Source organism: Chryseobacterium herbae, assembly GCF_025154075.1.
Taxonomy (GTDB): domain Bacteria; phylum Bacteroidota; class Bacteroidia; order Flavobacteriales; family Weeksellaceae; genus Chryseobacterium; species Chryseobacterium herbae.
Window position 1 is genome coordinate 40,764 of the sequence record NZ_JAOAMU010000005.1, and the last position, 23,182, is coordinate 63,945.

General features: G+C 38.4%; 21 protein-coding genes. 8 read left to right on the top strand and 13 right to left on the bottom strand.

Annotated features, from left to right (window positions below):
• Window positions 1-76: 76 nt before the first annotated feature.
• The 6 genes from N0B48_RS15510 to N0B48_RS15535 are packed head-to-tail and all read right to left on the bottom strand — an operon-like array spanning window position 77 to window position 7,386.
• Window positions 77-1,696: a DUF8694 domain-containing protein gene (locus N0B48_RS15510; protein WP_259839695.1), complete on the bottom strand. Its 1,620-nt coding sequence runs from the start codon at window positions 1,694-1,696 to the stop codon at window positions 77-79.
• 53 nt (window positions 1,697-1,749) lie between these two features.
• Window positions 1,750-2,979: a rod shape-determining protein RodA gene (gene rodA / locus N0B48_RS15515; protein WP_259839697.1), complete on the bottom strand. Its 1,230-nt coding sequence runs from the start codon at window positions 2,977-2,979 to the stop codon at window positions 1,750-1,752.
• Entirely contained in the window at window positions 2,976-4,982 is a 2,007-nt protein-coding gene (locus N0B48_RS15520; protein ID WP_259839698.1) for a penicillin-binding transpeptidase domain-containing protein, read from the bottom strand. Before N0B48_RS15520 ends, rodA begins: the two co-directional genes overlap by 4 nt.
• Window positions 4,979-5,485 carry a rod shape-determining protein MreD gene (locus N0B48_RS15525; RefSeq protein ID WP_259839699.1) on the bottom strand — a complete coding sequence of 169 codons (507 nt, stop codon included), beginning with the start codon at window positions 5,483-5,485 and terminating at the stop codon, window positions 4,979-4,981. Before N0B48_RS15525 ends, N0B48_RS15520 begins: the two co-directional genes overlap by 4 nt.
• Window positions 5,478-6,332 (bottom strand): rod shape-determining protein MreC, encoded by an 855-nt coding sequence (gene mreC / locus N0B48_RS15530; protein WP_034724154.1) that lies wholly within the window; start codon window positions 6,330-6,332, stop codon window positions 5,478-5,480. The genes N0B48_RS15525 and mreC overlap by 8 nt, the downstream gene beginning before the upstream one ends.
• 28 nt (window positions 6,333-6,360) lie before the next feature.
• Window positions 6,361-7,386 (bottom strand): rod shape-determining protein, encoded by a 1,026-nt coding sequence (locus N0B48_RS15535; RefSeq protein ID WP_034700899.1) that lies wholly within the window; start codon window positions 7,384-7,386, stop codon window positions 6,361-6,363.
• 399 nt (window positions 7,387-7,785) lie between these two features.
• Between N0B48_RS15535 and hemA the strand changes: the two genes are divergently transcribed.
• The 6 genes from hemA (at window position 7,786) to hemE (ending at window position 13,119) form a co-directional block, all read left to right on the top strand.
• A complete protein-coding gene (hemA, locus tag N0B48_RS15540) occupies window positions 7,786-9,060 on the top strand; it encodes a glutamyl-tRNA reductase (protein ID WP_259839700.1) in 1,275 nt (424 codons plus the stop codon).
• A complete protein-coding gene (gene hemC, locus N0B48_RS15545) occupies window positions 9,047-9,955 on the top strand; it encodes a hydroxymethylbilane synthase (RefSeq protein WP_259839701.1) in 909 nt (302 codons plus the stop codon). Before hemA ends, hemC begins: the two co-directional genes overlap by 14 nt.
• Before the next feature lie 145 nt (window positions 9,956-10,100).
• Complete coding sequence (locus N0B48_RS15550) at window positions 10,101-10,682, top strand: DUF1287 domain-containing protein (protein ID WP_259839703.1); 582 nt, start codon at window positions 10,101-10,103, stop codon at window positions 10,680-10,682.
• Window positions 10,683-10,692: 10 nt separating this feature from the next.
• On the top strand, window positions 10,693-11,349 hold the full coding sequence (locus tag N0B48_RS15555) for a peptidoglycan recognition protein family protein (RefSeq protein ID WP_259839704.1): 657 nt from the start codon (window positions 10,693-10,695) through the stop codon (window positions 11,347-11,349).
• Window positions 11,349-12,020, top strand: a complete 672-nt coding sequence (locus N0B48_RS15560) for a uroporphyrinogen-III synthase (protein ID WP_259839705.1) — start codon at window positions 11,349-11,351, stop codon at window positions 12,018-12,020. Before N0B48_RS15555 ends, N0B48_RS15560 begins: the two co-directional genes overlap by 1 nt.
• Before the next feature lie 67 nt (window positions 12,021-12,087).
• The gene (hemE, locus tag N0B48_RS15565) at window positions 12,088-13,119 is read left to right on the top strand and encodes a uroporphyrinogen decarboxylase (RefSeq protein ID WP_034724166.1); all 1,032 of its coding nucleotides are present in this window, start codon (window positions 12,088-12,090) and stop codon (window positions 13,117-13,119) included.
• A gap of 137 nt (window positions 13,120-13,256) precedes the next feature.
• On the opposite strand, the gene N0B48_RS15570 is transcribed toward hemE, so the two are convergent.
• From N0B48_RS15570 to N0B48_RS15600, 7 genes are all read right to left on the bottom strand, one after another.
• Window positions 13,257-13,889, bottom strand: a complete 633-nt coding sequence (locus tag N0B48_RS15570) for an NAD(P)H-dependent oxidoreductase (RefSeq protein WP_259839708.1) — start codon at window positions 13,887-13,889, stop codon at window positions 13,257-13,259.
• A 162-nt stretch (window positions 13,890-14,051) separates the two neighbouring features.
• On the bottom strand, window positions 14,052-14,870 hold the full coding sequence (locus N0B48_RS15575; protein ID WP_259839709.1) for a T9SS-dependent choice-of-anchor J family protein: 819 nt from the start codon (window positions 14,868-14,870) through the stop codon (window positions 14,052-14,054).
• 132 nt (window positions 14,871-15,002) lie between these two features.
• The gene (locus N0B48_RS15580; protein ID WP_259839710.1) at window positions 15,003-16,223 is read right to left on the bottom strand and encodes a cysteine desulfurase; all 1,221 of its coding nucleotides are present in this window, start codon (window positions 16,221-16,223) and stop codon (window positions 15,003-15,005) included.
• A 233-nt stretch (window positions 16,224-16,456) separates the two neighbouring features.
• Complete coding sequence (locus N0B48_RS15585) at window positions 16,457-17,110, bottom strand: 50S ribosomal protein L25/general stress protein Ctc (RefSeq protein WP_259839712.1); 654 nt, start codon at window positions 17,108-17,110, stop codon at window positions 16,457-16,459.
• 56 nt (window positions 17,111-17,166) lie between these two features.
• Window positions 17,167-18,105, bottom strand: a complete 939-nt coding sequence (locus N0B48_RS15590) for a ribose-phosphate pyrophosphokinase (protein WP_259839713.1) — start codon at window positions 18,103-18,105, stop codon at window positions 17,167-17,169.
• 85 nt (window positions 18,106-18,190) lie between these two features.
• On the bottom strand, window positions 18,191-19,753 hold the full coding sequence (locus tag N0B48_RS15595; protein WP_259839714.1) for an SGNH/GDSL hydrolase family protein: 1,563 nt from the start codon (window positions 19,751-19,753) through the stop codon (window positions 18,191-18,193).
• A gap of 10 nt (window positions 19,754-19,763) precedes the next feature.
• Complete coding sequence (locus N0B48_RS15600; RefSeq protein ID WP_259839716.1) at window positions 19,764-21,002, bottom strand: OmpP1/FadL family transporter; 1,239 nt, start codon at window positions 21,000-21,002, stop codon at window positions 19,764-19,766.
• Between the two features lie 278 nt (window positions 21,003-21,280).
• Between N0B48_RS15600 and N0B48_RS15605 the strand changes: the two genes are divergently transcribed.
• Window positions 21,281-22,723: a PSP1 domain-containing protein gene (locus N0B48_RS15605; RefSeq protein ID WP_259839717.1), complete on the top strand. Its 1,443-nt coding sequence runs from the start codon at window positions 21,281-21,283 to the stop codon at window positions 22,721-22,723.
• Complete coding sequence (locus N0B48_RS15610) at window positions 22,716-23,180, top strand: gliding motility lipoprotein GldH (RefSeq protein WP_259839719.1); 465 nt, start codon at window positions 22,716-22,718, stop codon at window positions 23,178-23,180. Before N0B48_RS15605 ends, N0B48_RS15610 begins: the two co-directional genes overlap by 8 nt.
• The last annotated feature ends 2 nt before the right edge of the window (window positions 23,181-23,182 follow it).

Sequence of the window (23,182 nt, forward strand, 5' to 3'; positions counted from 1 at the left end):
CTGTTCTTATCCGAATAATTAAATTTAAAGAAAATAAAAGTCATCATAGAAAAAGAGCTTTCCCTTCCTCAATCATCTAATTTCTGACCTTCAATGTGGAAACCTTACCACTATTGAGAGTAACATTAACAATAAAAACTCCATGAGTTCCAATTTCAAAAGAATATTTCTGAGTATTGGTTTTAGCGTTCAAGATCTTTCTTCCTGAAGCATCAAGGACCTCTATCTTTGCAATTTTTTCAGTTTTTGAAACTATTGAAAACCCACTACCCTCTTTAAATACAGAAACACCAGTCTCTTTAAGTGCTTCGTTCGTATTCAAAACTGTAGTTCCATATTTAGCCAAATTAATAATTCCTGCAGCATTCTTATAAGGGAAATAAAGATCATTTCCATAGACTACAAATTCAGAATCTTGAACACCTTGCCCATTATCAGGGTTTGGCATTACTGTCATATTTTGTCCATCATATTTTGCCAGATAATTAATACTTCCGGATGTATACATAAAAAACAGATTTCCATTGAATTCTATAAAACTCTTTCCTATACCAGTATCAGACGTGGAAAGATTTTGTACCAGAGAAATATTTCCTGCTGAATATTTACCTAACAAATACTTATTATTACTATCTTGATATTGAAAGTAGATATTGTTTCCAAATAATACAGGTCTTCCAACAATTCCTTTATCAGTTACAGCAACTTTATTTATCTGAGTTCCCCCTGTACCATCGAAAATTGAAAGTTTATTATCAATAATTGTATAAGCCTTTGAATTATCAATAACTGGTTTAAATTGAGACCATTCCGCATTATAAGGCTGCATAAAAAAATATGATAAAGTATTAGTTGCGGGAGTATAATTTGCAAGATGATAATATAACCATGGACCTCCCGGAGTACTTTGAGTAGTATACATCAGTTTAAAATATAAAGCATTATTAAGATTAAAAATGCCTCCTTTATAAGGTGAATTTCCATCAAGTACGGTTATATTTGTTCCATCAAATTTCGCAATACGATCAGATGAAATTGGAGTCGTTCCGGTGGCATAACAAAAATAGAGTTCATTATTAAAAACCAAAGCCCAATCACCTAATTTTTGATCATGCCATGTGGGGGTAGAATTATTAATATTTAGATTATTAATTTTAGTAAGCGATTGACCATCAAAAGAATAGATATGAGGAACAGAAGGAAGACTATAGGATTGACCAACACGGGGTGAACTATTAGCTCCTTTCAAAATCAATTTTCCTTGATACAGGACAGGCTCATACTCACTTCCGTTATCCCCAATCTGTATTCCTCTGTATGAAAAAACAAAATCAGGATTTAAAAATACATTTTGGGTAGTCCCGTCATATGTAATGAAATAATCCTGATTTAAGTATTCGAAAAGATGGTTAGGGTTATGAATATAGTCATAGCTATAACACAGTTTATTATTATAAACAAACATACTACCATCTAATTTACCTTCAATAGGTTGGTTATTATACATAGGCACCGGAAGACCTGTAATAGATGTACCATCAAATTTCAACAGTATGCCACTTTTAGAAAAAAATAAAGAATTATTATAGACTATTCCATTCGAACCATAATTTTCAGTGGTAGGAACTATTTCCACAGACTGCCCTAATACTCCTAATGATAGAACTAAACTAAAAAAGGGTAATTTATTTTTCATATCAAAACAATATATATCTTCAAATATACATCATTTTCAAATACATATGAAAATTACACCAAGCTGTTCTTATCCGAATAATTAAGTTTAAAGAAAATAAAAGTCATTATAGAAAAGGCAAGCAGGGAGCTTCCTCCATAACTGAAATAAGGAAGTGGAATACCCACGGTCGGGAAAAGCCCCATAACCATCCCTAAATTGATGGTAAAGTGCATCATCAGGATGGAAGCAAAACAATACCCAAATACCCGGTTAAAGGCTGACTTCTGCTGTTCCGCAAGATAGTAGATCCGTCCGATGTATACCATGTAACATAAGACCAGAACGGCACTTCCAACAAAGCCCCATTCTTCGCCTACCGTACAGAAAATATAATCGGTTTCCTGTTCCGGTACGAATTTCCCTTGGGTTACAGATCCCTCACGGTATCCTTTTCCCAGAAGTCCACCGGATCCAATGGCTGTTTTTGAATATAATAAGTTATACCCGGAGGTATCTCTGAATGCTTTTTCTCCTTTATAAAGAACCTCGATTCTTTCTCTCTGGTGCTTTGGAAGTTTTTCTAAGATATAGGGTGATCCGAAAGCCAGTCCGCACAGTAATATAATTGATCCCGCAATCCCTGAAATAGAGATCACATCCCAGGACATTCTATGGTAATTCATGGCGATCAGTACTCCGGCAATCACAACAACTGTCAATGCTACATACACTGGAGGTATCGCAAGAGAGACTAAAAAGACTCCTGCAAAAACAAATCCTATCCCAAACAAAAGACCACTCAGCCCTTCTCGGTATAAAGCGATAAAGAATGCAATAAATACAAGCATGGAGCCCACATCCGGAATCATCAGAACCACTGCTGCGGGAATTCCGATAATGGCTAAAACAGTCCAGAGTGATTTTTTAACCTTAAGATTAAAATCCGGTCCGGAAACGTAGTTCGCCAGCATGAGTGCTGTTCCTATTTTTGCAAATTCAACAGGCTGCATGGTAAAGCTTCCGAATTTGTACCAGTTTTTCTGGCCCAGGATTTCCTTCCCGAACGGGAAAAGCCCTATCAAAAGTAAGACCCCTCCAATATAGATAATACCTGACATGTTCTCAAAGAACTTGCTTCTTCCCACGAATATAACCAACCCGACAAATAAAGAGATACAGAAGAATACCAACTGTTTCTCCCCTAATTTCTGGTCAACACTGTAAATATTTGCAATCGCAAAAATACAAAGCAGGAAATACAGCCCCAGTCCTAGTTTATCTATTCCTTCTGCCCACTTCATTGCTTTACTTTTTTAGCGTTGTTCTTTGTTTCTTCGTTTATTTTTTTCTGCAGCTTTATTTTCTGCTCTTTGATAAAATTCAGACTGTCCAGTTTTCTTTTCAGCTTAACAGAATCTTCTTTAGGATCTTTGTATAAGCCTTTACGTTTCAGATCTGCTACCCATTGTCTTTTGTACTCCGGCATAAAGGTCGCACCGGTCATCTTCTTGTAAAGGTTTTCTCTTTTCAGATCTCCGGTAATATATTTTTCAGCGATCACTGTACAGGCAGGACCTGCCCATGTGGCACCAAATCCTGCATGTTCCATTACTGCTGCCACCACAATTCTTGGTTTGTCTGCGGGTGCAATTAAAACGAAGATCGAGTTATCCTTTCCCTGAGGCACCTGTGCCGTACCTGTTTTGGCCAGCTGGGTGAAATCATTGGATTTCAAACTTCTTGCCGTACCTCTCAATACTACAGCCTCCATCCCTTTCAGTACAGGTTCGAAGTGTTTTGGGTCTACAAGTGTTTGATGTTTTGTTTTAAATCTTTTATCAGGATTAGGTTTTCCATCGATAGATTTAACGATATGAGGGGTGTAGAACCAGCCTTTATTGGCAATGGCAGCTACGTAGTTTGCTAATTGAAGAGGGGTTACCAAAACATCTCCCTGTCCCATTCCGTTGTAGATGGAACCGTTCATGGTGTATGCTGAGGTCCAGTCTTTTTTACCACTTCTCTTTTCGTAAAATTTCCCGGTAGGAATTCTTCCCGGTGAACCAACGGCAATATCATTATTCAGATATTCTCCGACTCCAAAGCTACTCATAATCTTTTTCCATTCATCAACCCCTTTGGAAGGATCGCCAGGATATTTGTTCATAATGGCAATAAAAGCATGCGAGAAATAACAGTTACTGGAAACCTGAATGGACGGAATCAGAGGATCTGCTCCTCCGTGACCTTTAATCCTTAAACCTCTGTAATAAAATCCGCCACCACAAGGGAAAATGGTATTCTCATCCATTACACCCATCTGCATTCCTGCCAAAGCAGTCAGCAATTTGAAGGTAGATCCCGGAGGATAAGCCGCCTGAACTGATCGGTCAAACGTAGGTTTATTTTCGTATAAGGTATCTTGCGATAATGCGTAAAGATTTTTTGATTTATAAGGTCCTGTAAATAAATTCGGATCAATATCCGGACCGGTTGCCATGGTCAGAATCTCTCCGTTATTAGGATCAATGGCTACGATAGCTCCGTGTTTTCCCACCAGCATTTCTTCTGCCATTCTCTGAAGGTCGTAATCAATGGTGAGGGTGATATCTTTTCCGGTAATAACGTCTTTATCTAAGGTTCCGTTTTTATAGGAACCAATATTTCGAAGTTTAATATCTTTCTGGATATACTTCATACCCTTTACGCCGCGAAGTTCTTTTTCATAAGATTTCTCAACCCCGGTTTTTCCGATAAAATCTCCCGGAAGATAATAGGCTGAATCTTTCTTTATTTCTCTTTCATTTACTTCACTGGTATACCCCAAAAGGTTTCCGGAAGTTCCCACTTCATACTGACGCTGAGGTCTGGATACAATACTAAATGCAGGATATTTGAAAATAATCTCCTGTACTCTCGCAATATCTTCTCTGCTGAGGTCCTTCAGAAAAGTCATTGGGGTCAGCTTGGAATAGTATTTTTCTTTCTTGATGATATCGATTCTTTTGATAAAATCGGGTTTGCTGATCTGCATCAGATTACAGAATCCCAATGTGTCAAAATCCGGTTTCATGAGCGCCTGCGTAAAAGACACTTCGTAGGCTGGCTGGTTTCCCACCAGGATCTTTCCGTTTCTGTCGAAAACGACACCCCTCTGTGGAATGACGTATTCAGTTTTAATGGAGGTGTTGGCCGCATTTAAGGCATAACGGTCTGTAAACATCTGCAAATAAGCAAGCCTCGCCACAAAAATAAGGGCGATGACAACTAAGGCAGAAAAGATTTTTAAATAACGTGTGTTCAAACTTTTTGTTTGATTTTAAATATTAATGCGTAAACAACGATAAATATAAAGGAAATTACACTTGTGATCACTACATTAAATAATATTTCGAAAAATCGGCTAAATTTAAAAAATTCGATGTACTGCACTAAAAGTTGGTGCAGAAAGATACTTGAAAACAGAAACAGTAAAAACTGTGCCCACTGGAGGGACTGAAAAGAGAAAAAGTCTGTGGAAGTATCTGTGGAAGTCCTGAAGATCAACGTTCTGAAATACGCGATCAACGTGGTTGCAAATGCATTGATTCCCCATGAATAAAGGAATGCATCTACAGAAAGTCCTATTAAAAAGCTTAAAGCTAAAAACTGATATTTATTTCTGAAGAAAGGATAAAACATGACGAAAACCGGATAAAGAACCGGTGTATATTTTCCGAAAAGCGTAATCCTGTTGAGTACAAAAATCTGTAATGCAACCAGGAAGATCATGATCAATATATCGGTAAATAAAGTCCTGCTAATCATTTTCTTTTTTTATTACGGTCTGCAATGTATCCTGAATTCTCTGTACTTCGGCTTTCTTAAGATTTTTCACAACGAATACTTTACTCAAAGCACCCATTTTTTCACTCAGTTCCACTGAGATATCCCAGAAACCGGTTTTATTGTCTACAGAATATCCCGCAATGGTTCCTATCATGACACCCTTAGGAAAAATAGCAGATTTACCGTCTGTAACAACTGTATCTCCTACTTTTAAGGCGACATATTTAGGAATATCGGCAAGGTGCATTACTCTGGAATTATCACCATTCCACGTTAAAGTTCCAAAATATCCGGAATTTTTCAACGATGCGTTGATTCTGATTTTATTAACACTAAGAACAGACTGAACCAAAGCATAGCTGTCTGTAGAATTGATGACGATCCCCGCGATTCCTTTGGGAGCCATCACGCCCATCTGAGGAAAAACACCGTCTCTGCGGCCACGGTTGATGGTAAAATAGTTATTTCTTCTGTTGATACTGTTAAACACGATTTCCCCGTCTACAAAAGTATAGATCTGTCCACCGCCTAAAGTATCATGTACTTTTTTGAATACAGGATTCTTGGCTCCCTCTTTTCCATAAAGCTGGAGCATCAGAGATTTATTCTGAGCCACAAGATCTTCATTGATCTGTTTCAGTTTCAGATATGAAACCCCTTCATCTATATACCCCGAAATCCATGAATTCAGCGCAGCCGACTGGCCAGCTACCCATGATTTCTGCATGGCGTTTTTAGAGAATATAAGAACCAGAGCAACAATCTGCAGGAATATAAAGAAGACAAAAAGAGCGTTCTTCGAAAATAGTCTCAGCAAAAATCCCATTCAGATGTATTGTCGTAAAAAGTTAAAATTATTTAATTAAGAAATTGAATTTATCCATATTCTTAAGGGCAATACCGGTTCCGCGAACAACAGCTCTCAACGGATCTTCTGCTACAAATACAGGAAGACCGGTCTTTTTGTGCAATCTGTCTGCAAGACCTCTTAATAAAGCACCTCCTCCAGCAAGATAGATACCTGTTTTATAAATATCGGCAGCCAGTTCCGGTGGCGTAAGAGAAAGCGTTTCCATTACCGCATCTTCAATTCTGATGATGGACTTGTCTAATGCACGCGCAATTTCTTTGTAGCCTACCATGATTTCTTTCGGCTTCCCTGTAATAAGGTCTCTACCCTGTACCGGGATATCTTCAATGTCTACATCTAGATCTTCCACTGCAGAACCTACTTCAATTTTGATTCTTTCAGCAGTTCTCTCTCCGATGTAAAGGTTATGGTGAGTTCTTAGGTAATAAGCGATATCATTGGTAAATACGTCACCTGCAATTTTCACAGATTTGTCACACACGATACCTCCTAAAGCTACCACTGCAATTTCCGTAGTACCACCACCTATATCGATGATCATATTTCCTTCAGGTTTTTGTACATCAATCCCAACTCCTATTGCGGCGGCCATTGGTTCGTAAATCAGTCTTACTTCTTTAGCGTTTACTTTCTGAGCAGAATCTCTTACCGCTCTTTTTTCAACTTCAGTAATACCAGAAGGGATACAGATCACGATTCTCAGTGCCGGCTGTATGAATCTACCTTTAATTCCAGGAATTTTTTTGATAAATTCTTTGATCATGTGTTCAGAAGCGTGGAAATCTGCAATTACCCCGTCTTTTAGCGGACGAATGGTTTTGATATCCTCATGAGTTTTACCCTGCATATGCTTGGCCTGCTCGCCGACCGCAATGGGCCTACCCGTAGAACGTTCAATTGCAACAATTGACGGCTGATCTATAACAATTTTATTATTATGGATGATAAGGGTATTGGCAGTACCAAGGTCTATCGCAATTTCTTGCGTAAACATATCGAATAAACTCATATTTTTCTTCTGATTTTAAGTTTACAAAGATATAAATTTAACACTACTAAAGAAATTTAACCTGCATATAATTTGGTTAAAATTTTATTAAAATTTATAATCTTATATTAACTTTTGCTTTAATCATTTACGGAGTCTGATTTAAACTAAAATTAATGGCAATGACGCCTGAACACGTAAGGTACGAATCTTTGAGTCAAATACAAAGAAATCTCTCTCTTAAAAAATGATAAAATGCTGATTATAAATTATTTTCCCATCGACTGTACCATCATATAACTTCAATCTGCCTTCTTTCAGCGTCTGTTTCACTCCTTCCCCACCATAGTTTTTCACGATAATTATCATATACATTATCAGAAGATGATTAATTAAAAAAACCGTAAATTTGCCGTGCTTATGTTACAGTATTCCAACATCCATCAAACATCGAATTTTGCTGTACTTTCCATCAGCTACGAGAAGGCTGATGTAGAAACGAGAGGAAAATTTGCATTCTTTGATGACAACATCAAGAACTTTGTCACCCGAATCCATAATGTAGATTTAGGGGATGCATTTGTGGTTTCCACGTGTAACAGAACCGAGATCTATACCACTTCACCCAATTATCTTCTGGTCGCAGAGGAATATTGCAAAACCATCGGGGTTCATCTTACCGATTTCCTTCAGTTTGCGAATATCCTGACCAAAGAAGAGGCGCTGATCCACCTGTTCAGAGTAGCAGCAGGACTGGAAAGTCAGATTATCGGGGATTTTGAGATCATCGGACAGATCAAAAAAGCATACAGCCGGTTTAAAAAAGAAAGACAGAATTCAAATCCTTATCTGGAAAGAGCAATCAACGCCGCGATCCAGATTTCGAAAAGAATTAAAAACGAAACCGGAATTTCCAACGGCGCCGCTTCTGTGTCTTATGCTGCCGTACATTACATCTTAAACAGCCAGAAAAAGATAACGGAGAAGAACATTCTTCTTTTGGGTGTAGGTGAAATCGGGCAGAATACGGTTGAAAATCTGGTGAAGCACGTTTACCAGCCTAAAATTAAAATCGCTAACAGAACTCAGGAGAAAGCTGAAAAAATTTCCGAGAAATATAATATTCCTCATGTTGACTATGCTGATTTTGACAAGGAAATAAAAAATACAGACATCCTGATTGTCGCTACCGGAGCTAAACATCCTATCATCAACAAGTCTCACTTTCCAAACGGAAAAGAAACATTAGTGATTGACCTTTCCATTCCCCATAACGTTGAAAAGAACGTTACGGACAATGAAAATGTAACGCTGATTGATGTAGATGAACTTTCAAAACAAATTCAGGAAACCATTCAGCAGCGGGAAAAAGAGATCCCAAAAGCTGAAAAAATCATCAAAGAACTGATGAAAGAGTTTCTGGAATGGGAAAAAAAGAGAAAGCTGGCACCCAATATTCACCATTTCAAAGCGGTTCTGAAGAATATGGAACGCAATGAAATGCATCAATTTTACAGAAAAAATAAATACATAAACATCACGGACATGGAGCTTTCTGACAAAATGATCCAGAAAATCACCAACCGTTTTGCAAAATTTATCATCGATAATCCTTTAAAAGCCGAAGAAATTAGTAAATTAATGCACGAAATATTAGTTGAACAACCAAACAACGAATTCAATGAAAAGCATTAGAATCGGAACAAGAAATTCCGCACTTGCACTTTGGCAGGCAAGAGAGGTTGCGAGGCACCTTCAAAACCGTAATTATTTAACGGAAATCGTTCCTATCATATCTTCGGGCGATAAGAACTTAAATCAACCGCTTTATTCTTTAGGAATCACCGGGGTTTTCACAAGAGACCTTGATGTGGCTTTACTGAATGATGAGATTGACATCGCTGTACACTCTTTAAAAGATGTGCCTACACAGCTTCCTGAAAATATTGAGATCATTGCTTATCTGGAAAGAGATTTCCCGCAGGACGTACTGATCAGAAAAGAATCTTCAAGGAATAAAGAATTCCACGAACTGAAACTGGCAACCAGCAGCCTGAGAAGAAGAGCATTCTGGCTAAAGAATTATCCTCATGCTGAATTTTCAGATATCCGTGGAAATATCCAGACTCGTCTTCAGAAACTGGAGGAGGGAGATTTTGACGCTACGATTTTATCTCTGGCAGGAATTAAAAGAATGAAAATGGACATCGATTATGAGATGCTTCCGTTAATGATCCCGGCAGCTTCCCAGGGAGTAATTGCCGTGGCCGGACATTCTGACAAAACAGAGATCAATGAGATCCTGCGCCAGATCAATCATAAGAAAACCCAGATCTGTGTAGAAATCGAAAGAAACTTCCTGAGCACACTGGAAGGCGGATGTACCGCTCCAATTGGTGCTTATGCAGAAATCTTCGAAAACCAGATCCGTTTCAAAGCGGCATTATGTTCTCTGGATGGCAAAAACTGCATCGCCACCGACGAAAACTTCGAGTACAACGAAACCGAGAATTTTGGAGAAAAGTTCGCTAAGATCGTTCTTGAAAACGGTGGAAAAGAACTGATGACTGAAATCAAGAATTCTTATTAAAACTATTTACATTTATTTTCTTTTTTAAACATTAAGGCATTTAGACTATTCAGTTTAAAGATGGGTTAAGAATATCTTTGATATTTAAGCATGACAGAACTCATAACACTGTCATAATGATGATAAAATTCTCAATTGCGGAACAATGAAAAAGTATCTGTTTTTATTAGCATTCACATGTTTCATGGGTATAGCAAGTGCACAGAATAAATTTGCACTTCAGCTGTCCGATTCCGCTTTGGGATTGGTGGATAAAACGGTTACCTATGACCCCACTTACTTTGTTCTTAAATATCCGAATGGAGATGTTCCGGCAGATAAAGGCGTTTGCACAGATGTTGTGATAAGAGCCTATAGAAAAATGGGGATTGACCTTCAAAAGGAAGTGCATGAGGATATGGCGAAAAATTTCTCAAAATATCCTAAAATCTGGGGTTTGAAGAAACCTGACACGAATATTGATCACCGCAGGGTTCCGAATCTGGCCGTGTTCTTTTCTAAGTATGGGAAAGCAAAATCTATTGAAACCAATCCTGCTTTGTATATTCCGGGAGATATTGTCACATGGCTTCTGCCTGGAAATTTAACACATATCGGAATTGTTGTCAATAAAAAATCTGCTGACGGAAAGAGGTTTCTGATCGTACATAATATAGGAGGCGGACAGGTTGTGGAAGACGTCCTTTTTAAATACACCATTACAGGACATTATCAATACCAGAAATAAGTACCATTGTATGAAAAACCTTATTTATGCTTTCTTTGTATTGATCGCATGTTGTACGAAAGCTCAGACCGGCGAATTTAAAATCGTTAATAAACCTATTGATTATTCTCCGGAAAGAGTAAAACTGAGCCTTGAGTATCTTAAAAGTCATTATAATATGACTCAGAATTCACCGATCATTTCACCTAAAATAATTGTACTCCATTATACCGCAGGTGGAACTGTGGAAACGAATTACAAATATTTCAACAAGACCCATCTGGAATCTGCCCGAAATGTTTTAAAGAAACAAAGCACACTGAATGTTTCCTCCCAATTTATAGTAGACAGAGACGGTACCATTTATCAGCTTATGGAGCCTAATATGTTTGCAAGACATACCATCGGTCTTAACTATTGCGCCATTGGTATTGAAAACATAGGAAGCAAAAAACAGCCGCTGACAGAAAAGCAGGTTTTAGCTAATGTACAATTAATTAAGTCCTTAACTAAAAAATACAATATAGAATATCTGATAGGTCATTCAGAATATGGTATCTTTAGAGGATCAAAACTCTGGAAAGAAACCGACCCGAATTATTTCACAGCAAAAGAAGATCCGGGTAAGGATTTCATGAAGAAAGTACGATTGCTGGTTGATGATTTACACTTAAAAGATAAACCCTAATGAAAATTCTATTCACCAAAACCATAGATGCCGCATTGCTATCCAAAGAATTAGGATCGGATATTTCGGCTGAATGTATTGAGGTGATCAGAACGGAACCTATAAGAATTGCCGCATTCGATTTAAAGAATCACTCCCTGATTTTCACAAGTGTGAATGGAGTGAAATCTTTCTTTACCAATCGGTTTAAACCCAACGAAGATTTTACCGCTAAAAATTATAACAAAATATATTGTGTCGGTGAAAAAACGAAACGCGAACTGAGAAAATATGGTTTCGGGACCTTCAAGGTTCTGAAAAATGCAGAAACCCTTTCAAGGTTTATTATCGGAAACTGCCAGCACGAACAGTTCCTTCACTTCTGTGGCAATCTGGCCATTGATGTTCTGGACAAAGATCTTCCGCTGCAGAATATCCGTTACAAAAAGATCACGGTTTACAACACCGAAGAAATCAATCCTTTGCTACCTGAAAAATATCATGCTACAGTTTTTTTTAGTCCAAGCGGAGTTCGTAGTTTTGCAAAACTCAACTCTTTAGAAGAAATGAAGATTTTTTCCATCGGTGAAACAACCTCTAATGAACTGCGAAAGCACACCACAGCGGAGATATTTACCTCGGAAGAAAATAATCTGGTTTCTATCTTTGAGCTGATAAAAAAAGAACTTTGAAGCAGCCGTAAGTTTGGCTGGTAAAAATAATAAGTGCCGGGAATGGCCATATTAGTTTAAATAAATTATGATTAAAAACGACTTATATTTAAAAGCACTCCGCGGAGAAACGGTAGAAAGACCGCCGGTATGGATGATGAGACAGGCCGGAAGATATCTGCCGGAATTCATTGCTCTTCGGGATAAATATGACTTCTTTACAAGATGTCAGACGCCTGAACTGGCTTCTGAGATTACTGTACAGCCTATCCGTAGGTTTCCTTTGGATGCAGCCATCTTGTTTTCTGACATTTTAGTAGTTCCTCAAGCCATGGGAATCGATTTTAAAATGAAAGAAAATGTAGGTCCGTGGCTGGATAATCCAATCAGAACGATGGAACAGGTTCAGAATGTGATTGTTCCTGACGTGGATGATACTTTAGGATACGTTTTTGATGCTATCGAGCTTACATTAATTAAATTAGATAACGAAATACCGTTGATCGGTTTCGCGGGTTCTCCCTGGACGATCCTATGTTACTGCATTGAAGGAAAAGGAAGTAAAGCTTTTGATATCGCAAAATCATTCTGTTTCCAGCAGCCTGAAGCGGCTCATTTACTGCTTCAGAAAATCACAGATACTACGATTGCCTACTTGAAAAGAAAAGTGGAAAAAGGAGTTTCTGCGGTTCAGGTTTTTGATTCATGGGGTGGAATGCTTTCTCCTACGGATTATCAGGAATTCTCATGGCAGTATATCAATCAGATCGTTGAAGCGTTAAGTCCTCTTACCCATGTGGTGGTATTCGGGAAAGGATGTTGGTTTGCTCTGGAAGATATGACGATGTCTAAAGCATCTGCTTTGGGCGTGGACTGGACCATCACTCCTGAATTCGCAAGAACATTAACGAATCACACGATGACGCTTCAGGGGAATTTTGATCCTGCAAGACTACATTCTACACCGGAAACCATCAAGAAGATGGTGACTGAAATGATCAACCGTTTCGGAAAAGACAGATATATCGCGAATCTTGGCCACGGAATCTTACCTAATATTCCTGTGGAAAATGCGGAGGCGTTCATTAGAGCGGTTGTGGACTGGAAACCGAATAACTAATAATTAATGACATTAAACCTCATAGGTTTTTGAAACCTATGAGGTTTAGATAGAAATATGATTAAGAATACTAATCAAAAAACAAAATCCCTTTCAATTGTCTTGAAAGGGATTTTTTATAAGAAAACAATGAGTCATTAATTGACTTCGGTAATAAAATCTTCTTTAGATTTTCTCACTTTGGCAAGATTCACCAACCAGTCTGATTTAGAGTTTCTGTAACCGATAGGCAGAAGAAGGACACTCTTCAGACCTTTTTCTTTTAAATTTAAAACTTCATCCACAGCGTCAGGAGAAAACCCTTCCATTGGCGTAGAATCTACTTCTTCAAAAGCTGCCGCGATAATGGCTGCACCAAATGAAATGTAAGCCTGTTTTGCTGCGTGTGTAAAGTTTTCTTCAGCAGATCTCTGAGGGTAAGTTCCCAGCAGCATCTGTCTGTAGTTTTCCCAGCCTTCGTTTTCAAAACCTCTGATTTTGTTGGTCAGATCAAACATACCATTGATTCTTTCTTCCGTGTAATTATCCCATGCTGCAAACACCAAAAGATGCGAACAGTCTGTGATCTGCGGCTGATTCCATGCATGAGGCTTAATTTGCTCCTTCACCTCCTGATTCGTGATCACAATGATCTCAAAAGGCTGAAGTCCGCTTGATGTGGGCGCCAGTCTTGCAGCTTCTAATATTTTATCCACTTTTTCCTGTGGCACTTTCTGACCGTTCATTGCTTTGGTAGCAAATCTCCAGTTCAATTTTTCTATTAATTCCATTACGTTAAATTTAGACCAGACAAAATTACTTCAAGAAGCAAGACGCGCATACACAAAAATTGCTATTTGCGCTATTGTCAGAATCTATAGAATTAAGAATGGAAGATCGAAGAAGGAGGCTGGAAGTTACTAGTGAATACTACTTAAAATTTACAGCAAGGTTTATTCTTTTCTGATCTTTTTATTTATGATTTCCTTTTTGTTATTGATCTGAATGAGATAGTTTCCTTTCGGTAAATCAGAAAGATCATATTTTTCATAATGTCCAGTGAAACTTTTGACTTTTCTGCCGGACATATCAAGTACGGTGACCTCAGAATCAGATTTTAAATTATTAGAATGAATGTACACATCATCTTTTACCGGATTTGGGTAGACCTGCATTGTATCCGCCAGAGAAACTTCAGAAGTTCCCAATACTCCTGCTGTAATGGCAATATCATCCACTCCCACTCCAAACGAGTAATCTCCTACATCATCATATACAAATCTCATTTGAAAATTGGCATTGGCATATGGAGCCAGATTGATACTGGTTGCTACACTATACCCTGTAACAATGTAAGTGAGTGTATTAACATCAATCGTCCAGGTTCCGGATTCTCCCGAAGCTGTAAATACCTGTACCCATGAAGTGCCATTAAAAACTTCAACCTTTAACGTCGTATTAAGGGTATAAATCATATTGGCATATTTAAATGAAAGTCTGGGGTTTGAAACACCAGAAAGATTGATAACGGGAGATACTAATCTTGCATTGCTATTGATCCCGCCAGGACCTGCATTATCATCATCAAAAAAAGCTGCCCCATTGGGAAATGAAGCAAAGCCACTCGTTGTACCTACTGCCCAATTGTATACCGTATTTGGATTGTTTGTGGTCCATCCCGGAGGCATTCCAGCTCCGTTAAAATTCTCAGAAAACACCTGTGCATGATAAAATCCACAGGCGATCAGAAAAAAGAGTATTTGTTTTTTCATGATGTATTAATTATTAGTTTGGATAAAATTACTAATTAATATTCATCACAAAATCACTATTTAACATAATATTTACTTCCAAATATCATATTAAATTAAAAAAAGCAGTTGATTAACTGCTTTTTATGTTTTTTATCCCAGCATTTTCTGGGCTTTTTTAACGCCTTCTACAAGCTTATCAACTTCATCAAAAGTATTGTAAACGGCAAAACTTGCTCTTACGGTTCCGGCTATATTAAAGAAATCCATGATCGGCTGTGTACAGTGATGTCCCGTTCTTACGGCGATGCCCATTTTATCGAGGATCATTCCTACATCGGAAGAAATTCCCGTTCCCACTAAATTAAAGGAAACTACACCTACTCTTTTGGCTTTTTCACCGTAGATCTTTATGTTTTCCAGTTCTAGAAGTTGTCTCTGAGCGTATTCAAGCAAAGCATTTTCATGATTCTGAATATTCTGTCTTCCGATTTTCTCAATAAAATCTACAGCAGCACCCAGTGCAATATTTCCTCCTACATTCGGGGTTCCAGCTTCGTATTTAAAAGGAAGCCCTGCGTAAGTAGTCCCATCGAAAGAGCAGGTTGCGATCATCTCTCCTCCTCCATGGAAAGGCGGAAGTTCTTCCAGAAGCTCCTGTTTCCCGTAAAGGATACCAGTTCCCATCGGCGCATACATTTTATGTCCTGAAAAAACAAAGAAATCACAGTCCATCTTTTGTACATCGATTTCGAAGTGAGGAGCAGACTGCGCTCCGTCGATCACAATATAAGCATCTGAATTTTTTCTTGTTTTAGCGATAATCTCTTCAATAGGATTGACAATTCCCAAGGCATTGGAAACCTGATTGACAGAAACTACTTTGGTTTTTTCGCTTAAAAATTCGTCCAGATAATTCAATTGAAGAATACCATTCTCATCGATTGGAATGACTCTCAGTTTTGCTCCGGTTCTTTCACAAAGCAGCTGCCATGGAACTATGTTTGAGTGGTGCTCCAGATAGGAAATGATGATCTCGTCGTCTTTTTTAAGCTTCTGTGTTAAAATATAGGCGATGAGGTTCAGACCTTCTGTAGTTCCTTTTGTAAAAATAACTTCAAAATCATGCTTAGCATTGATGAATTTCTGGATTTTTCTTCTTGAAAGCTCCATTTCTTCGGTAGCCAGCTGACTTAATGTATGAATTCCTCTGTGAACATTAGCATTAAGCTGCGTATAATATTCATTCCAAATCTTCAAAACGGAATCCGGTTTCTGAGATGTGGCTGCATTATCTAAGTAAACCAATGGCTTACCATTCACTTCGCGGTTTAATATCGTAAACTGACTTCTTATTTCCTGAATGTCAAACATTTATTAAAATTTTAAATTAGAGGGTTCTTATTTAGAACACTTCAAATTTACGGCTTTTTTTCTGAAAGGAGGTATCGGATGAGCAGGTGATACTTGTCAGGTGATAGAAAGATTCGATAGACAAGATGGGAAAGAAGGTTGGTTAGGCTAATTTGTTTTACCTTTTAGCCTATACATAAAAAACCTGCCAATACAATTGACAGGTTTTATATGGTTTGTTGAATAATTAAATATTATTCAGCAGATTTTTCTTCTGTTGTTGGAACGTCAGGAGATTGTGTTGCCACTTCTTCTGCTGCTGCTTCATCCTCATCTTCTTCAGCTACTGCACCACCTTTCATTGCATTTCTAGACATCTTAACAGCTACTACAACTGCATTGTCAGGGTGCACGAAAGAGAATCCTTCAGTCTTGATTCCTCCTACATAAAGTTTGTTACCAATTTTCAATGAAGTAACGTCTACAACTACCTCGTCTGGTAAGTTTGCAGGAATAGCTTTCACTTTTAATTTTCTGAAAGACTGACGTAAAACACCACCAGCCACAACACCTTTAGAACGTCCGGTAATTCTTACAGGAACTTCCATTACTACTGGCTTATCCTCAGATAATTGGTAGAAGTCTGCGTGTAAAATTTTGTCCGTAATTGGGTGGAACTGAATATCCTGAAGAACTGCTGGAATTGTTTTTCCGTCTAGTTCAATAGATACCGTGTGTGCTTCAGGAGTATATACTAGACCTTTGAAAGCTCTCTCTTCTGCAGAGAAGTTCAAAGGTGTTTCACCTCCATAAACAACACAAGGAACTAATTCAGCATCACGTAAAGCTTTTGTAGACTTTTTGCCCACGCTTTCTCTTTTTGTACCTTGAATTGTAATAGATTTCATTTTATAAAAAATTTAAAAATTTGTTCAGTTTAATTTTGCAATTCGCTAAAAATCAATTAGATAATAAACTTACTGCTGATTGATTGGTGCTCATGAACCATCTTCATAACGTCTGCAAATAATGGGGCGCAAGATAGCACTTTTATTTTAGATGACAAATTATTTTTAACAGGAATTGAGTCAGTTACAATAACTTCCAGCAATTTAGAGTTCTCAATATTTTCGTATGCTTTTCCGGAAAGTACTCCGTGAGTCGCCATCGCTCTTACTGATTTTGCTCCTTTTTCCATTAAAATATCCGCAGCTTTGCAAAGCGTACCCGCTGTATCGATCATATCATCAATAAGGATTACATTCTTCCCTTCTACATCTCCGATAAGGAACATCTCTTCTACAACATTGGCTTTTTTTCTTTCTTTGTAAGCAATTACTACTTCAGCACCCAGGTGACCTGCATAGTTTTTCGCTCTTTTCGCACCTCCCATATCCGGAGAAGCAATCGTAAGGTTATCCAGGTTCAATGCTCTGATATAATCTACGAAAACACTTGAAGCATAAAGATGATCTACCGGAATTTCAAAGAATCCCTGAATCTGATCTGCATGAAGATCCATCGTCATGATTCTTGTTGCTCCTGCTGCTGTCAAAAGATTAGCTACCAGTTTAGCACCTATCGGAGCTCTTGGCTTGTCTTTTCTGTCCTGTCTTGCAAGTCCGAAATAAGGAATTACAACAGTAATGCTTTTAGCGGAAGCTCTTTTCGCTGCATCAATCATTAGTAGAAGTTCTAAAAGATTGTCTGCTGGCGGGAAGGTAGATCCGATTAGGAAAACTCTTCCTCCTCTTACAGATTCATCCAGAACAGGCTCGAATTCCCCGTCGCTGAACTCCTGAAAGTTGATTTTCCCTAACTCTTTCCCATAATGCTGGGAAATTTTTTCTGCCAAGTCCCTGCTGGTTCTTGTACAAAATAGATAACTTAACTGATCGGCCATTTTTACTTTTTAAAGATTTTGCAAATTTAAAAAAAAACCACAAGAATTACTCTTGTGGTTTCTAACTTTTTATTTTCCTGTATTATTACGGGAATTTTACTCCTGAATATTTATTAGGATCTACCTGTGGTAACGTAGATTTATACTTTCCGTTAATAGATTTGATAAATTCATTGGCAATAACCGCATACCCTCTTCCTGTAAGGTGAACTCCATCAAGAGAGAAAGCTCCTCCAGTCACGAATTTGGCAGTATATTTTACCCCATCGAAAGTAATTCCAGACTTCCCATTAAGCTCAACCATTTTAGCATTCCCGTCTACAAAAGCCAGTCCATAAGAATCAGCAAGTGATTTTATAGAAGTGTTATAAGCATCTACTGCAGTTTTCACATAAGAAGCTTCTGTTTTTGTTAATACATGCTGATTTTGCAGTGGATAAGAAATCCCATACACATTTACAGGTGCCGGTGCTCCAGGTGCAGTAGTTCCGATCAGAGAACTTGTTGTAAGAAGAACATAATCATCTGATGTAGCTTGTCTAGCCTGTCCAAAGATTTGTCCAAATGCCGTTGCCGTAGGTAATCCTAAAGAAGGCGTCAGGGCAGCAGTAAGCTGTGGAGCCAGATCCGTAAGTGCAACATCCTTGATTAAAACAGGGTTGGAAGAAGTAGAAGAAAGTAAATTAATTCTGTCTCCAGCTCCGAAAGCCGTAAGCGCCTGCTTCAATGGTCCGTATAAACTTGCATTAAGAGTTGCTAAATTCGCTCCTAAAGTGGTAGGCGTTAAAGGATTGTAAGGAACCGTCGTAAAGAAAGGAATAGAAGTCACGTAAGGAATATTTCCAATAACCCCTTTTGTTGTTCCTACACTTTTAAGACCATCCAGTACACTTTTAATAGATCCTGCTACAAGATTAGGATCAGAGATGTCATTTGATTTATAAGTTAATGGATTTACATTTCCACTCTGCACTGTTGCCGGAGTGTAAGTAGTAACTCCTCCTACAGTCTGAGAATTCGTTCCTCCATTGGTAGCATAAGATAATACATCATTATTTCCGATCCAAAGAGAGAAGAATGTAGGTTTTTGAGCTTTGGCATCCTCTAAAACAGAAGTTGTTGCAGAAGTAGCAAATCTCACAAAATATGGATTGGCAGCTCCCAAGGCAAGGTTAGCAGCACTTCCGTAACCTGGTGCAACCAAGTGGAAAGATTTCGCTCCCGGAACTCCCATATTCTGGTAAGGTCCACCAGCCGTCACATTATCCAGTGCCGCAGCAGGACTGCTTGGAACCGGACTCAAACTTCCGCTGGCAGTCACCGTAAGATTCAGTTTACCGGGAAAACCAGGTAATCCAATAAATCCACCTACATCATTTGGCATCAAAGGCTGTTTAAATGCACCGCCACCAGCCAGTTTCATCTGCATGGCAATGATACTTGGATATGATTCGTTTTGTCCACTGCTGTAAAGAGCTCCGTCTCTATAACCGGAAGTCAGAGAGTTCCCCAAAGAAACATAATTGGAAAAGTTAGCTTCTCCGCTTGTTACCTGAATATCTTTTACATCAGTATCAAAATCAGTCTCACAGCTTGTTGTAAAAAGAAGTGCGGAAACGGCAAGTGTTGATATTATAATTTTTTTCATAGTCTTTCAATTAAAAAGGGTTGTACGATAAACCTAAACCAAAGTAGAATGCCTGAGCTTTTGCCTGCCCATTAAATCCAATGGCTGCATTTCTTACATCTCTGGACTGAGGCAATGCATATCCACCTGCTAAATCCACTCCAAATTGCTTTAATTTAAACCCAACACCTCCTGTAATTACATAGGTATTGAATGAAGGAGTTTCCGGAATAAAGTGGTCATCCGTATATGGAGACTCGTCATAATAAGCACCCAGACGTCCGAAGATCATATCTGTGAATGCATACTGAGTACCCAATCTGAATGTTTTGGAATTTCTGAAGTTTTTAGGAGCAACCAATACGGTAGGATCCGGCTGATTCCCAACTGGTGCATTAGCAAAATCCAGAGTCAGCTTACTGTATCTTTCCCACCCGTGGTAGTTAAAGTCAGCTGAAATCAACCATTTTGGGGTCACTTTATACGTTAAACCAATGGTATATTCTTCTACCAAAGGAAGTGTTGCTGTAAATTTATCCTGTCCTGTACTTGGATCAAGACCTAACAGAGGATAGATAGCTGCTGAAGGGAACTGAAACGTAGCTGTTCCTTTTTTCGCCTTCATATCTATAGGGGAACGGTAAGCGATACTTACATCTAATTTTGGATCTGGTCTGAAATAGAACCCGAATCCGTACCCGCTTCCGCTTGCTTTTTCGTCTTTAATGTTCAACTCACCACCAAACTGTGTCACGGCTTTGTCCCAGTCTACTTTACCTTTAGCATAAATATAACTTGCCCCAAAAGATACCCAAGGAGCCAGTTTTACAGAGACCATCGGTTGGAAATAGAAACTTTTCAGTTCTAGCTTCTGCACCAGTTCTCTTCCTTCCCAGTCGCTTGGCCACTCGATCGTACTTCCGAAAGGTGTACTGAAACTGAAACCAACAGAAAGGTTCTCTATCGGTCTATAAGCCACTGCAGCGTACAACGGAGTACCCATAGGGTTATCTGTTGACGTACTCTGTAGTGTATTCAAGTTTTGAAAAGTAACTTTATTACTTGCACCAAACCCTCCTGCCACTATACTCAGTTTAGAAGGAATGAATGACATACCCGCTGGGTTAAAGAATGCCACACTTGCATCTTCGGCATGAGCACTAGTATGCGCCATTGCCAATTGTTTCACTCCCTGCAGAGATACCCTGAAGCCTCCTGCGTAAGATAAAACACCCGCCAATAAAGCAGTTGATACTAATATTTTTTTCATAGACTGTTATTATATAACCCAAATATAAAATTATTTTGAATACGCCTGTTAATATTTCTTAATATTTTAAACAATATCCTAAAAGAAAATTATGTTTAAAATAGCACTTTAGAAATACATTCACTTAAACTCATACTCCATAGTAACTTATCAACTTTTTATGGGTCGCATATTTTTCACGTTTAATGTTAAACAACAGCGATATTGAATATTTAAGTATTTTAGAATTGCATAAAGATAAATTTACATAAATTTGCAAGATTATAAAAAATAGTTATATGAGTTGTGGATGCAAAACATCCGGCGATTCTGCCCATTCTTGCGGACCCAAGAAAACCGCGAATGGTTGTGAAAGTGTAAATACCTGTGGTAATAGTTATAAATTAAGTGTTTTCGATTGGCTTTCTAACATCACCAACCCCGCATCGAACAGGTGCGACCTTGTGGAAGTTAGATTTAAAAATGACAGAAAATCGTTTTATAAAAATGTAAATAATATCCCTTTACATATAGGTAGCGTAGTAACAGTAGAATCGAGTCCCGGACACGATGTAGGCGTTGTAAGCCTCACCGGAGAATTAGTAAAGATTCAGATGAAAAAGAAAAAATTTCCTGAAGAATCTATACTCAAAATATACAGACAAGCTAACCAGAAGGACCTTGAGGTCTGGCAGGAAGCGAGAAAAAAAGAAGATGCCGTAAAGCTTGAAGCAAGAAAGATTGCCCATAGAATCGGTCTCGAAATGAAAGTCACTGATGTAGAATATCAGGGAGACTCGTCAAAGATCACCTTCTATTACACTGCTGATAACAGAGTGGATTTCAGACAGTTGATTAAAGAATTTGCCGGTGCTTTCAGAACAAAGATTGATATGAAACAAATCGGCTTCAGGCAGGAAGCTGCAAAAGTTGGAGGTATCGGATCATGCGGAAGAGAACTTTGCTGTTCAACATGGCTTACCGATTTCAGATCTGTAAACACCAATGTCGCCAGATATCAGCAGCTGAGCATTAACCCGCAAAAACTTGCAGGACAGTGCGGTAAGTTGAAATGTTGTCTTAATTACGAACTGGACAGCTACCTTGATGCATTAAGCCATTTCCCTTCTTCATCCACAACATTGGATACGGAAAAAGGAAGAGCATTCTGTATCAAAATAGACGTTTTCAAAAAGAAAATGTGGTTTGCTTATGTAGACAGTTCAATGGCATGGTATGACTTTGACATTGATCTTGTTAAGAAATTAATCGCAAAAAATAAAAAAGGCGAAAGAACTCCTCCTCTGGAGGATCTGAAACAACCTGATACTCCGGCTCCATCCATCGATCTGATCCAGGAAAACAACATGGACAGATTCGAAAAGAAAAACAGGGGAAACAATAGGAACAGAAGCCAAAACCAAAACCAAAGCAGACCGAATAACAACGGGCAAAACCAGGGAGGACAACAGGCACAAGGCCAGGGACCAAAGAAAGGCAGACCGGAAAGGCCTGAAAGATCCGAGCGACCTGACAGACCGGAAAGAACAGAAAACCCTAATGCCAATTCTAACTCCGGAAATCAGCCAAGGCCTCAACAGAAGCCACAGCCTAAACCGCAGCAGCCTAAAGCACAGGCGGAAAAAACAGATGCCTCTTCTGATCCTGATAAAAAACAGCAGAGTCCGAACAAGAAAAATTTTAAAAAGAAATATCCTCCAAAAAAAGATAAAAATGCGTAAAATTTTAGGATTATTACCTCTTATCCTTTTCTTTAGCTGCCAATCTTCCTCGGAAGAAAACATCATCATGAATTCCGTTAACAACAAATGGAATAAGAAAAGTGAGCAAAAATTTAATCTTGAAGTTTCAGATCCGCAGAATCCTAAAAATATTATATTTGTCGTAAGAAATAACAATACGTATCCTTACAGCAATATAAGATTTATTGTAAACTTCACCAATCTACAGAACAAAAAGAAGGAAACAGACACCCTGAATTACGTTCTGGCAAAACCAAACGGCGAATGGCTTGGTACAGGTTTTGGTGATACGAAGGAAGCATTATTTCAGTATAAATTGAACTATAAATTTCCGGGAAAGGGAAAGTATGAAATCAGCCTGACACAGGCGATGAGGAATGACAACCTTCCGGGAATTGAAGATGTTGGAGTAAAACTAGAAACGGCTAAACCGTAACC